The 13136-nt window shown below is 67.6% G+C and carries 13 protein-coding genes and 1 tRNA gene; 11 read left to right on the plus strand and 3 right to left on the minus strand.

The window, feature by feature from the left end:
• Window positions 1–138: 138 nt before the first annotated feature.
• Window positions 139–723, minus strand: a complete 585-nt coding sequence (locus tag A5764_RS01965; protein ID WP_197501171.1) for a TIGR03086 family metal-binding protein — start codon at window positions 721–723, stop codon at window positions 139–141.
• 23 nt (window positions 724–746) lie between these two features.
• Between A5764_RS01965 and A5764_RS01970 the strand changes: the two genes are divergently transcribed.
• The 5 genes from A5764_RS01970 (at window position 747) to A5764_RS01990 (ending at window position 5482) form a co-directional block, all read left to right on the plus strand.
• Window positions 747–1571 carry a crotonase/enoyl-CoA hydratase family protein gene (locus tag A5764_RS01970; RefSeq protein WP_067107727.1) on the plus strand — a complete coding sequence of 275 codons (825 nt, stop codon included), beginning with the start codon at window positions 747–749 and terminating at the stop codon, window positions 1569–1571.
• 25 nt (window positions 1572–1596) lie between these two features.
• Window positions 1597–2835, plus strand: a complete 1239-nt coding sequence (gene lipE / locus A5764_RS01975; RefSeq protein ID WP_067107730.1) for a lipase LipE — start codon at window positions 1597–1599, stop codon at window positions 2833–2835.
• A gap of 29 nt (window positions 2836–2864) precedes the next feature.
• A complete protein-coding gene (locus tag A5764_RS01980) occupies window positions 2865–3053 on the plus strand; it encodes a hypothetical protein (RefSeq protein WP_067107733.1) in 189 nt (62 codons plus the stop codon).
• Between the two features lie 39 nt (window positions 3054–3092).
• Window positions 3093–4202 carry a hypothetical protein gene (locus tag A5764_RS01985; RefSeq protein WP_067107736.1) on the plus strand — a complete coding sequence of 370 codons (1110 nt, stop codon included), beginning with the start codon at window positions 3093–3095 and terminating at the stop codon, window positions 4200–4202.
• Between the two features lie 89 nt (window positions 4203–4291).
• Window positions 4292–5482 (plus strand): integrase core domain-containing protein, encoded by a 1191-nt coding sequence (locus A5764_RS01990; protein WP_067107739.1) that lies wholly within the window; start codon window positions 4292–4294, stop codon window positions 5480–5482.
• Between the two features lie 44 nt (window positions 5483–5526).
• Here the strand turns inward: A5764_RS01990 and A5764_RS01995 are convergent.
• Window positions 5527–5613: transfer RNA gene (locus tag A5764_RS01995), tRNA-Ser, on the minus strand.
• 37 nt (window positions 5614–5650) lie between these two features.
• Between A5764_RS01995 and A5764_RS02000 the strand changes: the two genes are divergently transcribed.
• Entirely contained in the window at window positions 5651–6622 is a 972-nt protein-coding gene (locus tag A5764_RS02000) for an NAD(P)H-quinone oxidoreductase (protein WP_067107742.1), read from the plus strand.
• A 79-nt stretch (window positions 6623–6701) separates the two neighbouring features.
• On the opposite strand, the gene A5764_RS02005 is transcribed toward A5764_RS02000, so the two are convergent.
• A complete protein-coding gene (locus A5764_RS02005; protein WP_067107745.1) occupies window positions 6702–7898 on the minus strand; it encodes a cysteine desulfurase-like protein in 1197 nt (398 codons plus the stop codon).
• 120 nt (window positions 7899–8018) lie between these two features.
• Here A5764_RS02005 and A5764_RS02010 point away from each other — a divergent pair, with 120 nt between their 5' ends.
• From A5764_RS02010 to A5764_RS02030, 5 genes are read left to right on the plus strand one after another with little or no spacing between them, the layout of a single operon-like run.
• Window positions 8019–9989 (plus strand): DUF6541 family protein, encoded by a 1971-nt coding sequence (locus tag A5764_RS02010; protein ID WP_067107748.1) that lies wholly within the window; start codon window positions 8019–8021, stop codon window positions 9987–9989.
• 10 nt (window positions 9990–9999) lie between these two features.
• On the plus strand, window positions 10000–10551 hold the full coding sequence (locus tag A5764_RS02015; protein ID WP_067107751.1) for a bacterial proteasome activator family protein: 552 nt from the start codon (window positions 10000–10002) through the stop codon (window positions 10549–10551).
• A 10-nt stretch (window positions 10552–10561) separates the two neighbouring features.
• On the plus strand, window positions 10562–11389 hold the full coding sequence (locus A5764_RS02020; RefSeq protein ID WP_067107753.1) for an ABC transporter ATP-binding protein: 828 nt from the start codon (window positions 10562–10564) through the stop codon (window positions 11387–11389).
• On the plus strand, window positions 11382–12296 hold the full coding sequence (locus A5764_RS02025) for a glycosyltransferase (RefSeq protein ID WP_067107756.1): 915 nt from the start codon (window positions 11382–11384) through the stop codon (window positions 12294–12296). The genes A5764_RS02020 and A5764_RS02025 overlap by 8 nt, the downstream gene beginning before the upstream one ends.
• Window positions 12293–13123, plus strand: a complete 831-nt coding sequence (locus A5764_RS02030; RefSeq protein WP_067107759.1) for an ABC transporter permease — start codon at window positions 12293–12295, stop codon at window positions 13121–13123. The genes A5764_RS02025 and A5764_RS02030 overlap by 4 nt, the downstream gene beginning before the upstream one ends.
• The last annotated feature ends 13 nt before the right edge of the window (window positions 13124–13136 follow it).

Raw genomic sequence — 13136 nt, forward strand, 5'->3', positions numbered from 1 at the left:
CGTTGAGCCGTCGAGTGTGAATTGACGGCTTCCAGTGTGCATCCAGGGAGGCGACACGCCCCGCGAGCCCGCCGAGGCTTCACACCCAACGCCAAGGCTTCACACCCAATGCCGGGGCTCGCACTCGACGGCCGAGGCCTAACGGCGCGGGTTGCGGCCGGTGAACGCGACCAGCCGCTCCAAGGCGCCCGCGTCCTGGGGCACGTCGACGGGGTCGTCGAACCTGCCGCCGCCACGTAGCTCCGGCCTGATGACCTGGTGCGCAAGCCCCAGCACGTATTCCGACAGCGGCTCCGGCGCATCGATCTCATGTCCGACGGCGGCGGCGTAATCCCAAGCGTGGACCAGGAATTCGAGCGACAGGATGGCGCACGCGTTCTTGGCAGGCACCTCGCCGTTGCCGAACGGCACGGTGCCGTCCAGGCCGTGGCGGTGCCAGGCGTCCAACGCCGGCCTCGCCGCGGCGACGACTTGCCGTTCCACCGAATCGCTGTCGTCGCGCTCCGGAATTTCCGCGCCGACCATGCCGCCGAGCGCGGTGATCGAGTTCAGCAGGTGCCCGGTCAGCTGCGTCACGTCGAACTCCCTGCACGGCGTCTGCCGGGACAGGTCGTCGGCAGCGATGGGGTGCAGCACCCGCTGCAACACCCCCAGCGTGTCCTCGGCGCTGTGCAGTTCATCGGTCGGTGTGGAATGCGGGCCGGGGCGCAGATCAGGAGCCATATTTGCCACGCTACGGTCTGCACATGGGCGAAACATACGAATCCGTCACGATCGACACGAAAGATCACGTTGCGCAGGTGACGCTGATCGGGCCGGGCAAGGGCAACGCGATGGGGCCCGCGTTCTGGTCGGAGATGCCGGACGTGTTCGCGACGCTGGACGCCGACCGCGACGTGCGGGCCATCGTGATCACCGGATCGGGCAAGAACTTCAGCTACGGCCTCGACGTGCCCGCGATGGGCGGCATGTTCGCGCCGCTGATGGCCGAGGGTGCGCTGGCCCGCGCGCGCACCGACTTTCACGCCGAGCTGCTGCGGATGCAGAAGGCGATCAACGCCGTCGCCGACTGCCGCACCCCGACCATCGCGTCGGTGCAGGGCTGGTGCATCGGCGGCGCCGTCGACCTGATCTCTGCGGTCGACATCCGCTACGCCAGCGCCGACGCCAAGTTCTCGGTCCGCGAAGTCAGGCTGGCCATCGTCGCCGACATGGGCAGCCTGGCCCGGCTGCCGCTGATCCTCAATGACGGGCACCTGCGCGAGCTGGCGCTGACGGGAAAAGATATCGACGCGGCGCGGGCGGAGAAGATCGGGTTGGTCAACGACGTGTTCGAAGACGCCGACAAGACGCTGGCGGCGGCCCATGCCACGGCCGCCGAGATCGCGGCCAATCCCCCGCTGGCGGTCTACGGCGTCAAGGACGTCCTGGACCAGCAACGCACCTCGGCCGTCTCGGAGAACCTGCGCTACGTCGCCGCCTGGAACGCCGCCTTCGCGCCGTCGAAGGACCTGACCGAAGGAATCTCGGCGACGTTCGCCAAGCGCCCGCCGCAGTTCACCGGCGAGTAGCGCGGAGCCACGTACCCTCGCTGACGTGACGACACCAGACGGCAGAATCCGCGTGCCGGCCGACCTGGACTCGGTGACGGCGATCGGCGACGAGGACCACTCCGAGATCGACAGCGCCACCGTCGAACGGATCTGGCAGGCCGCGCGGCACTGGTACCGGGCCGGGTTCCACCCCGCGATCCAGCTGTGCATCCGGCATCGCGGCCGGGTGGTGCTCAATCGCGCGATCGGCCACGGCTGGGGCAACGCCCCCACCGATGAGCCCGACGCCGAGAAGGTCCCCGTCACGACCGACACGCCGTTCTGCGTGTACTCGGCGGCCAAGGGCATCACCGCGACCGTGGTGCACATGCTCGTCGAGCAGGGACACTTCTCACTCGACGATCGAGTCTGCGAATACATCCCCAGCTACACCAGCCACGGCAAACACCGCACCACCATCCGGCACGTCCTGACCCACAGCGCGGGTGTCCCCTTCCCCACCGGGCCCAAGCCGGACCTGCGCCGCGCGGACGACCACGAGTACGCGCAGGAGCAGCTCGGCAAGCTGAGGCCGCTGTACCGGCCGGGATTGATACACATCTATCACGCGCTGACGTGGGGTCCGCTGATGCGCGAAATCGTTTACGCCGCCACCGGCAAGGACATTCGCGAAATCCTGGCCGCCGAGATCCTCGACCCGCTGGGCTTCCGGTGGACCAACTTCGGCGTCGCCAAGCAAGACATCCCGCTGGTTGCTCCCAGCCACGCCACCGGCCGGCCGCTTCCGGCGGTCGTGGCCGCGATCTTCCGCAAGGCGATCGGCGGCACGGTGCACGAGATCATCCCCTACACGAACACCCCCGCATTCCTGTCCACCGTTGTTCCCTCGTCGAACACGATCTCGACCGCCAACGAGTTGTCGCGCTTCGCCGAAATCTGGCGGCGCGGAGGCGAACTCGACGGCGTACGGATCATCAGCCCGGAACGGATGTATGGCGCCGTGCAGGAATGCCGGCGGCTGCGCCCGGACTTCGCGGTGGGCCTGCAGCCGGCCCGCTGGGGTACCGGATACATGCTGGGGACGAAGCGCTTCGGGCCGTTCGGGCGCAACGCTCCAGCGGCATTCGGTAACCTCGGCCTGGCCAACATCGCGATCTGGGCCGACCCGGCGCGCGGGCTGGCCGCCGGCGTGATCAGCAGCGGCAAGCCCGGCCGCGATCCCGAAATTCGCCGCTACACCGCCCTGATGGACACGATCGCCGCCGAGATTCCGATCGGTTGACAACGTAGGGCGGTGGGAACACTGCGGGCATGGCTACATACCGAGTGCTCAACCCGAAGGGCGAGGTCGTCGCGACCAAGGACATCGAAAGCGCCGACGACGCACACGCGTGGTTCGTCGACAACAAGGCCGACAACAGCGAGCTCGGCTGGCGCATGGAGGTCGAGCACGACGGCGAATGGCACTTTTTCGACGACACCGAGGGCGATCGAAGCTGACAGGGTTTGTGTCCCGGCAGCCCTGGCAACCAGAAAGACATGGAATCTGAACGCTTCCGAAAGCTGCTACACGCACCGGGCCCGTTCGCCTCGGTGTACTTCGACGACTCGCATGACACGCACGACGCCGAGACTCAGCTCGAACTCAAGGCGCGCGCGGTCAAAGAAGAGCTCGAAAAGCGGGGCGCTGACCGTGCCGTCGTCGACGCGGTCGGCAACGCGATCACCGACCTGCGCGCGCCGATCGGCCGCAGCGGCCGCGCCGTGGTGGCCAGCGCCGACGGAGTCGTGCTCAACGAGCACCTGACGACACCCACCGCCGAGACGGTTGTGCGCGTCTCCGAGCTGCCCTACTTGCTGCCCATCGTCCGGTACGGCTTCGACCATCAGGACTATGTGCTGGTGGAGGTCGATCACACCGGCGCCGATATCACCACCCACATCAACGGCGCGCTGCACACGGAAACAGTCCACGGGGGCGGCTACCCCGTGCACAAGGCGGCGGGCGCCGAGACGGCCGGCTACGGCGACCCGCAGCCGCGCACCGACGAAGCCGCCCGCAAGAACGTGCGAGCCGTCGCCGACCGCGTCGCAGAGCTCGCCGACGATAAGGCGGTCGAGGTGATTTTCGTGGTGGGCGAGGTGCGGTCCCGGTCGGATCTGCTCACCGCGCTGCCGGAACGGCTGCGCGAGCGGGCGATCCCGCTCGAGGTCGGCGCGCGCCACAGCGGACACGACGACAACGAGGTTCAGCGCGCCATCGAAGCCGAGTTCGGCAAGCGGCGGATGCAAGTGATCGACAATGCGGCACAGCGCTTTTCCGCCGAGGTCGGACGGCACTCGGGGCTGGCCGCCGAGGGGCTCGGCGCGGTCTGCTCGGCCCTGCGCCAGGGCGCGGTCGAGACGCTGATCGTCACCGACGACATCGGTGAGGCCACCGTGGTTGCCGACGCAGGCCTGACGACCGTGGCCCCGAATGCCGAGGTGCTGTCCGAGCAGGGCGCCTCGCCCGACAGGACGCTGCGGGCCGACGAGGCGCTGCCACAGTTCGCGATCTCGGTCGGGGCGTCCCTGCTGCACGCCGAGGAGCGAATCGCCCCGGCCGACGGGGTTGCCGCTCTGCTTCGCTACGCGCCGACGCTGCACTGAGCGCGCGGTGGCGGAGGTGTGTGGTTTCAGGACATACGAATAGCGTGTCTCACGACATCGGAATGGGTTGATGGGCCGACGTTGGGCGGGTGTCGAAGGCTCGCCTGGTTATCACCGCTGTCATTGTCGAGGGCCGTAGCCAATCCGAGGTCGCCCGGCAGTACGGGGTTTCTCAGGGTTGGATCTCGCGTCTGGTCACGCGCTTCCGACTCGAGGGGGACGCCGCTTTCGAGCCACGCTCGCGTCGCCCACACACCAATCCCACCCGGCTTGCGCAGTCCAGCATCGACTTGGTCGTCGAACTACGCGAGAAACTCGCCGGCAACGGGCTCGACCACGGCCCCCACACCATCGCCTGGCACCTGCAACACCATCACGGGCTGACCGTGTCGCCGGTGTCAATTCACCGGCACCTGCGTGCGGCCGGGCTGATCATTCCCACCCCGCAAAAGCGCCCCAAATCCTCATACCTGCGCTTTGCCGCTGAGCAGCCCAACGAACGCTGGCAAGCCGACTTCACCCACTGGTGGCTAGCCAAGGGCGCCCATGTGGAGATCCTCAACTGGATCGACGACCACGCCCGCTACGCCATCTCGGTCACCGCCCACCAGCGCGTCACCGGCCCCATCGTGGTGTCCACCTTCCGCAAAGCCTGTGCTATCCACGGGATTCCGGCATCCACCCTGACCGACAACGGCATGGTGTTCACCACCCGCCTGTCTGGCGGCAAAGGCGGACGCAACCACATCGAGCACGAACTACACCGCCTCGGGGTCACCCAGATCAACTCCACCCCCGGGCATCCGACCACCTGCGGCAAGGTCGAGCGCTTCCACCAGACCCTCAAAAAATGGCTCACCGGCCAACCCCGCGCCACCACCATCACCGACCTGCAGACCCAACTCGACGCCTTCGTCGAGATCTACAACTGCCACCGCCCACACCGCGAACTACCCCAGCGCGCCACCCCGGCCACCGCCTACACCGCCCGCCCCAAAGCCGCCCCCGGCAAACGCCTCGACACCCACGACCGGGTCCGCACCGACCGCATCGACCAATTCGGAAAACTCACCCTGCGCCACGCCGGGCGCCTCCACCACATCGGCATCGGCCGAACCCACGCCCGCACCCGCGTCCTGCTACTCGTCCAAGACCTCAACATCCAGATCATCCACGCGGCCACCGGCGAGCTCCTCCGCCAACTAACCCTCGACCCCACCAGCGACTACCAACCCCGCGGCACCCCCACCGGCCGCCCAAAAAAGAAGCCCGAACCCTAAACGAGGGTTCGGACCTATTCCGATGTCTTGAGACATCACACGCGCGGTGGCGGAGGGATTTGAACCCCCGGACGGTGTTAGCCGTCTCTCGCTTTCAAGGCGAGTGCATTAGGCCGCTCTGCCACGCCACCGCTGATAAGGGTAACGGGGGTCGGTAGCGTTGGCCCCATGCGCGCCATCGTCGCCGAATCCCCCGACCAACTCTCCTGGCAGGAAGTACCCGACGCGACCGCCGGCCCCGGCGAGGTGCTGATCAGGGTCGCCGCGGCCGGCGTCAACCGCGCCGACCTGCTGCAGGCCGCCGGGAAATATCCGCCCCCGCCGGGAGCGAGCGAGATCATCGGCATGGAAGTGTCCGGCGTCGTCGCCGACACGGGCGAAGGTGTCGCCGAATGGGCTGCGGGACAACAGGTTTGCGCGCTGCTGGCTGGCGGTGGATACGCCGAATATGTCGCCGTTCCCGCCGGCCAGGTGATGCCGATTCCGGACGGTGTCGATCTCGTCGACGCTGCCGGGTTGCCGGAAGTGGCGTGCACGGTGTGGTCGAACCTGGTGCTGACCGCTCAACTGAGCGAGGGACAGCTGCTGCTGATGCACGGCGGGGCCAGCGGCATCGGCACCCACGCCATCCAGATCGCGCGAGCGCTGGGCGCGCGGGTGGCCGTCACCGCCGGGTCGGCGGACAAGCTGGACTTCTGCCGCGAGTTGGGCGCCGAGATCACCATCAACTACCGCGACGAGGACTTCGTGGCGCGACTGCGCGACGAGACCGACGGCGCCGACGTGATTTTCGACATCATGGGTGCCTCGTATCTGGACCGCAATATCGACGCCCTGGCCTCAGACGGGCAGCTGGTCATCATCGGGATGCAGGGCGGGGTGAAGGGCGAGCTCAACATCGGCAAGCTCTTGGTCAAGCGGGCGCGCGTCATCGGCACCACGCTGCGGGGCCGCCCCACGAGCGGGCCGCACAGCAAGAGCGAGATCGTGCAGGCGGTGAGCGCGTCGGTGTGGCCGATGATCACCGACGGCCGGGTGCGGCCGATCATCGGGGCGCGCATGCCGATTCAGCAGGCCGCTGATGCGCACCAGCAGCTGGCGGCGGGCAAGGTCACCGGGAAGATCGTGCTGACGGTCTAGTGGCGCGCTCGCGGCCGTAACGCTGTGGCGGATTTTCGGCGAGATTTACACCGTGGCGTTACGCCCGCGGCCTGACCCATCAGCCCAAGGACGCCAGGGCGCGCACCAACTGGTCGACCTCGGCGGTCGTCGAGTAGTGCGCCAGGCCGACGGTCACGGCGCCGCCGACGTCGTTGACGCCCAGCACGTCGAGCGCGCGCGAGGTCTCGTTGGCGATGGCCAGGATTCCGTTGTCGGCGAGCCGCTGCACCACCCGCTCGGCGGGCACCTCGTGCAGGGCGAAACTCACCACCGGGATCCGCGCCTCCGGGCGGCCGATCACCATGACCAACGGCAGCGACCGCAGGGACACCATCAGGTAGTCGAACACGCGGTTCATATACGAAGTCGCGGATTGCATTGACACCGATAGCCGTTCGCGCCGGCCGCCGCGCGCGGTTTCGTCCAGCGCCGCAAGGTACTCGATGCTGGCCACGACGCCGGCCAGCAGGCCGAACTGATGCGCCCCGACCTCCAGGCGCGCCGGGCCGGCGGCGTGCGGGTCGGTCGCGATCGAGCTGAACGTGCTGATCAACGCCGGGTCGCGAAACACCAGCGCCCCGATCGGCGGGCCACCCCAGGCGAGCGCGTTCACCGCGACCACGTCCGCGTCGGTCTCTTTGATGTCGAGCAATCGGTACGGCGCGGCCGCGGAGTGGTCGACCACCACCAACCCGCCGACGTCGTGCACGAGCTTGGTCGCCGCCCGCAGGTCCGTGACGGTGCCCAGCGTCGCCGACGCCGACGCGACGGCCACCAGGCGGCTCGACTTGCCGATCAGGTTCTCCCACTGCCACGTCGGCAGCTCACCGGTCTCGATGTCGATCTCGGCCCACTTCACCTTGGCGCCGTAGCGGTGCGCCGCCCGCAGCCACGGAGCGATGTTGGCCTCGTCGTCGAGGCGGCTGACGATCACCTCGTAGCCCAGACCCGCCCGCGAGGACGACGCCTCGGCCAGCGACGACAGCAGGATGGCACGATCTGCGCCCAGCACGACCCCCGCCGGGTCGGCGTTGAAGAGGTCGGCCACGGCGGCGCGCGCGGCGTCGAGCACGGCGGCGCTGCGCCGCGCCGACGGGTGCGCGCCCCCCGTGGTGGCGGCGGACCGGCGGAAGGCCGTCGACACCGTCGTGGCCACCGAATCGGGGATCAGCATGCCTGCCGGCGCATCGAAGTGGACCCACCCGTCGCCCAGCGACGGATGCAGTCCGCGCACCCGGGCGACGTCGAAAGCCATGCCAGCCACCTTAAAGCTTCCGCAATTCCGCCAAATCGTGGCGGTAGCGGGTGCCCTATCGGCGTTCCCCCCGCACGGAGGCTTCGCGAGCCAGGTCACCCGGCCAGCCATACTAGTCCAGTGGGGCTCTGGATCGGAACGCTCATCGCACTGTTCTTGCTGATAGCCCCCGGGGCCATCGTCGCGCGAATTACCCAGCTAACCTGGCCGCTCGCTGTCGCGGTCGGCCCGGCGCTAACCTACGGCGTGGTGGCGCTGGCCATCATCCCGTTCGGTGCGCTCGGAATCCCTTGGAACGGTTGGACTGCGCTGGCGACGCTCGCTGTGGTGTGCGCGGTCGCGACGGGTCTGCAGCTGCTGCTCGCCCGCTACCGCGACACCGAGGCCGAAGCCCGCGGCATCGGTCGCGGGCCGGGGGTGGTGGTGGCGGCCGGCGTGCTGCTGGGCGCCGCGCTGATCATGTGGGCGGGCTATCGCGGCCTGACGCATTGGCAGTCGATTCCCAGCACCTGGGACGCGGTCTGGCATGCCAACACCGTGCGCTACATCCTCGACACGGGTCAGGCGTCGTCCACGCACATGGGCGAACTCCGCAACGTCGAGACCCACCAGCCGCTGTATTACCCGTCGGTGTTCCATGCCCTGACTTCCATCTTCTGCCAGGTCACCGACGCCGCACCCACCACCGGCTACACGCTGTGTTCGCTGGCCGCGTCGGTGTGGTTGTTTCCGTCCAGCGCCGCGACCCTCACCTGGTTCCTGTTGCGCCCGATCAGCACCCCGTGGCGCGCCGCCGGCGTGTCAGCCACCGCCGCCGCGCTGTCGGCGTCGTTCACCTCGGTGCCCTACGTCGAGTTCGGCGTCGCCGCCATGCCCAACCTGGCCGCCTACGGCGTCGCGATCCCGACGTTCGTCCTGATCGCGTCGACGTTGCGGCACCGCGACCGCATCCCGGTCGCCGTGCTGGCGTTGGTCGGTGTCCTGTCGATGCACCTCACCGGCGGATTCATCGTCATCCTGTTCCTGCTGGGCTGGTGGTTTTTGGACGCGGCGTGGCGTCCTGTGCACGGTCGCCTTGCCGACGCGCTGACGCTGGCCGCGGTGGCGGTGCCCACGGCTGCGATCCTGGCGCCGCAGTTCATCGGGGTGCTCAGGCAGGCCGACATCATCGCTGGGCACGCATTCCCCAGCTTCAAGAGCGTCAAGCAGGGGATCATCGATGCGCTCCTGCTGCACACCCGCCACCTCAACGACTTCCCGACGCAGTACGGCCTGCTCGTGCTGCTGTACATCGGCATGGCGATCCTGCTGTACAAGAGGATCTGGTGGCCACCGGCCGTCTGGCTGGTGCTGACCATCGCGACCATCTATTCCGGGGCGCCGTTTCGCAACCCCCTCGGCCGCGCCATCGAAGGATTCAGCCAGTTCTTCTACAACGATCCCCGGCGGCTCAGCGCGGTGGTGACGATGCTGGCGACGCCGATGGCAGCCATCGCCTTGTTCGCGTTGGTCACGGTCGCGGTCGCGGCGGCCAAAAGACTCGCCGACCGGTTCACCCGGCTGCCGGCCCCGGTCTGGCCCGCGGCCACGGCGGTCCTGCTGGTAGTGGCCCTCGTGTTTTCCGGCCGGCACTACCTGTACCGGCACCTGGTGTTGTTCGGCGACAAGTACGACTCGGTGATGATCGACCAGCGGGACCTGATGGCGATGGCCTACCTGGCCAAGCTGCCCGGTGCCCGCGACACCGTGATCGGCGACTCCAACATCGACGGGACCGCGTGGATGTACGCGGTGGCCGACCTGCACCCGCTGTGGACCCACTACGACTACCCGCAGCAGACCGGACCGGGTTACTACCGCTACATCTTCTGGACCTCGGCACGCAAAGGCGATTCCGATCCGAAGGTGGTCGAGGCGATCAAGGCGCTCAATATCAGGTACATCCTGACCAGCGCGCCCAACGTGAGAGGGTTTGCTACACCCGACGGACTAATGTCGCTGGAGAAATCGAAGTCGTGGGCGCTGGTCTACGACAACGGTGGGGCCAAGATCTACGAGTGGCGCGGCAACGCCCCGGCGACCCACCCCTAGACACACGAGGATGGTGAATGGATTGAGCAACGGCAGTGACAGCCCAGACGGCCCAGACGACGAGGGCATCGAGGTCATCGGCGGCGTCGATCCGCGGATCATGGCGCTCCGCGGCTCGGACGAGGGCGACGATTCGGACGGGCGTTCCCTGACAGATCTGGTCGAACAGCCCGCCAAGGTGATGCGGATCGGCACCATGATCAAGCAACTGCTCGAGGAGGTGCGCGCCGCGCCGCTCGACGAGGCCAGCCGCAACCGGCTGCGCGAAATTCACGCCACCAGCATCCGCGAGCTCGAAGAAGGCCTGGCGCCGGAGCTGCGGGAGGAGCTCGACCGCCTCACCCTGCCGTTCAACGAGGGCGTGGCGCCGTCCGACGCCGAGCTGCGCATCGCCCAGGCCCAGCTGGTCGGCTGGCTGGAGGGGTTGTTCCACGGCATCCAGACCGCGCTGTTCGCGCAGCAGATGGCGGCACGGGCGCAGCTGGAGCAGATGCGCCATGGCGCGCTGCCTCCGGGGATCAGCCGGTCGGGGCACGGCTCGGGCACCGGGCAGTACCTCTAAGCGACGTACGGTGCCAGGTCCTCACATTGAGACGCGTGACGCGTGGGTGGAGTTTCCCATCTTCGACGCCAAGGCGCGGTCCCTGAAAAAGGCCGTCCTGGGCAGGGCGGGCGGGACGATCGGTCGCAACAACTCCAATGTCGTCGTCGTCGAGGCGTTGCGCGATATCACCATGTCGCTCGAGTTGGGCGATCGGGTGGGCCTGGTCGGCCACAACGGGGCCGGGAAATCGACTCTGCTGCGCCTACTTTCGGGCATCTACGAGCCCACCCGTGGCTGGGCGAAAGTCACCGGCCGGGTGGCGCCCATCTTCGATCTGGGGATCGGGATGGACCCCGAGATCTCGGGCTACGAAAACATCATCATTCGCGGGCTGTTCTTGGGGCAGACCCGAAAGCAGATGATGGCCAAGGTCGACGAGATCGCCGAGTTCACCGAGCTGGGCGACTACCTGTCGATGCCGCTGCGCACCTACTCCACCGGGATGCGGGTGCGGCTGGCCATGGGCGTGGTCACCAGCATCGACCCCGAGATCCTGTTGCTCGACGAGGGTCTCGGCGCGGTGGACGCCGACTTTATGAAGAAGGCGCAGTCACGTTTGCAGGGCCTGGTGGAGCGGTCCGGAATCCTGGTGTTCGCCAGCCATTCCAACGAATTCCTGGCGCGGCTGTGCAAGACCGCGATGTGGATCGACCACGGAGTGATCCGGATGTCGGGAAGCATCGAGGATGTGGTGCGCAGCTACGAGGGCGAGGACGCGGCCCGGCACGTGCGCGAGGTGCTGGCCGAAACTGCGGCCGAAACGCCGCTGGCACAAAGCGCTTCCGGGGATGAGTGAAACGATCTTCGCCGTCGTGGTCACCCACCGGCGTCCCGACCAGCTCGCCAAGTCGCTGGACGTGCTGAGCACACAAACCCGGTTGCTGGACCATCTGATCGTAGTCGACAACGACGACGACAGCCGGGTGCGGGATCTCGTTGCCGGCCAGCCGATTTCGACCACGTACTTGGGATCGCGCCGAAACCTCGGTGGCGCAGGTGGTTTCGCGATCGGCATGTTGCACGCCCTGACGCAGGGCGCCGACTGGGTGTGGCTGGCCGACGACGACGGGCGCCCCCAGGACTCTCACGTCCTGGCGACGCTGCTGGCCTGCGCCGAAAAGTACGGCCTGGCAGAAGTATCGCCGATGGTCTGCAACATGGACGACCCCGAGCGGCTGGCGTTTCCGTTGCGGCGCGGCCTGGTTTGGCGCAGGCGCACAAGCGAACTGCGCACCGCGGATAGGCAGGACCTGCTGCCCGGCATAGCGTCGCTGTTCAACGGCGCGCTGTTCCGGGCGTCCACGCTGGAGGCGATCGGCGTCCCCGATCTGCGGCTGTTCATCCGCGGCGACGAGGTGGAAATGCACCGCCGGCTGGTGCGCTCCGGCCTGCCCTTTGGCACCTGCCTGGACACGATTTACCTGCATCCCTGCGGATCCGACGAGTTCAAGCCGATCCTTGGCGGCCGGATGCACACCCAGTATCCCGACGACCCCACCAAGCGGTTCTTCACTTATCGCAACCGCGGCTATGTGTTGTCGCAGCCGGGCCTGCGCAAGCTGTTGTTCCAGGAGTGGGTGCGGTTCGGCTGGTTCTTCCTGGTGACGCGGCGCGACCCCAAGGGCCTGCGGGAGTGGATTCGGTTGCGCCGGTTGGGGCGTCGCGAGCAGTTCGGCAAGCCGGGCCCGGGAGGATCTTCATGACGTTTATTGACGCGGCGGCACAGTCGCGGACGTTCACCCGCGCCAGGGGCGACCTGGTCGACGGCTTCCGCCGTCACGAGCTGTGGCTGCACCTGGGTTGGCAGGACATCAAGCAGCGCTACCGCCGCTCGGTGCTGGGACCCTTCTGGATCACCATCGCGACCGGGACGACGGCAGTCGCTATGGGCGGTTTGTATTCCAAGCTGTTCCACCTCGATCTGGCCGTGCACCTGCCCTACGTCACGCTCGGGCTGATCATCTGGAACCTGATCAACGCCGCCATCCTCGAGGGCGCCGACGTGTTCGTCGCCAACGAGGGGCTGATCAAGCAGTTGCCGACGCCGCTGTCCGTGCACGTCTACCGGCTGGTGTGGCGGCAGATGATCTTGTTCGCGCACAACATCGTCATCTATGTCGTCGTGGCGATCATCTTCCCCAAGCCGTGGTCGTGGGCCGACCTCTCGGTCATTCCCGCGCTGATGCTGATCGTGCTCAATTGCATATGGGTGTCACTGTGTTTCGGCATCCTGGCGACCCGCTACCGCGACATCGGCCCGTTGCTGTTTTCGGTGGTGCAGCTGCTGTTCTTCATGACGCCGATCATCTGGAACGACGACACGCTGCGGCAGCAGGGCGCCGGCCGCTGGTCGAAGATCGTCGAGCTCAACCCGCTGCTGCACTATCTCGACATCGTGCGGGCGCCGCTGCTGGGCGCACATCAGGAACTGCGGCATTGGGTCGTCGTGGTGGTGCTGACGGTCATCGGCTGGACGCTGGCAGCGTTCGGGATGCGGCAGTACCGGGCGCGGGTTCCGTACTGGGTATGAGCCGGTGCGTGGA

This window comes from Mycobacterium sp. 852002-51057_SCH5723018 (genome assembly GCF_001667035.1).
Classification (GTDB): domain Bacteria; phylum Actinomycetota; class Actinomycetes; order Mycobacteriales; family Mycobacteriaceae; genus Mycobacterium.

Bases quoted from the DNA above. Each gene is read 5' to 3' on its own strand.
- A5764_RS02030 (WP_067107759.1), top strand. From the start codon at position 12,293: ATGACGTTTATTGACGCGGCGGCACAGTCGCGGACGTTCACCCGCGCC.
- A5764_RS02000 (WP_067107742.1), top strand. From the start codon at position 5,651: ATGCGCGCCATCGTCGCCGAATCCCCCGACCAACTCTCCTGGCAGGAA.
- A5764_RS01965 (WP_197501171.1), bottom strand. From the start codon at position 723: ATGGCTCCTGATCTGCGCCCCGGCCCGCATTCCACACCGACCGATGAA.
- A5764_RS01985 (WP_067107736.1), top strand. From the start codon at position 3,093: ATGGAATCTGAACGCTTCCGAAAGCTGCTACACGCACCGGGCCCGTTC.
- A5764_RS02015 (WP_067107751.1), top strand. From the start codon at position 10,000: ATGGTGAATGGATTGAGCAACGGCAGTGACAGCCCAGACGGCCCAGAC.
- A5764_RS02025 (WP_067107756.1), top strand. From the start codon at position 11,382: ATGAGTGAAACGATCTTCGCCGTCGTGGTCACCCACCGGCGTCCCGAC.
- A5764_RS01970 (WP_067107727.1), top strand. From the start codon at position 747: ATGGGCGAAACATACGAATCCGTCACGATCGACACGAAAGATCACGTT.
- A5764_RS01980 (WP_067107733.1), top strand. From the start codon at position 2,865: ATGGCTACATACCGAGTGCTCAACCCGAAGGGCGAGGTCGTCGCGACC.
- A5764_RS02005 (WP_067107745.1), bottom strand. From the start codon at position 7,898: ATGGCTTTCGACGTCGCCCGGGTGCGCGGACTGCATCCGTCGCTGGGC.